Annotated in this window: 1 pseudogene; it reads left to right on the forward strand. The window is 54.8% G+C overall.

Annotated elements, in window-relative coordinates:
* Window positions 1-269 (forward strand): annotated as a pseudogene (locus C1X29_RS28520) (caspase family protein); the annotation flags it as partial.
* Between the last annotated feature and the right edge of the window lie 3 nt (window positions 270-272).

Below are 272 nucleotides of genomic sequence, written 5' to 3' on the forward strand. Positions count from 1 at the left end.
CTCATTTTCCGCGCGCTGATTATGATTTTCCGCTCGATCCCGGCTACGAGCCGGAGCGCTCCGAGGAGCAAAAGGCCGATCCAAATATCCCGCCGCCTGATCCACAAAAGAATGCGATTTTTGCGGTCTTGCAGCGCTATGTGAAGGTCAACTTGGTACGGCCAGTGGGCGAGGCACATATGTGGCACGCCGCCATGAATAGCAAATCGTGCGAGTTGACGGTTTTAGGCCAGCATTATCGGCAGCTCGTGGCACACGGACTAATCTAGAGA

This window comes from Pseudomonas sp. GW456-12-10-14-LB2 (assembly GCF_002884345.1).
Lineage (GTDB): Bacteria > Pseudomonadota > Gammaproteobacteria > Pseudomonadales > Pseudomonadaceae > Aquipseudomonas > Aquipseudomonas paraglycinae.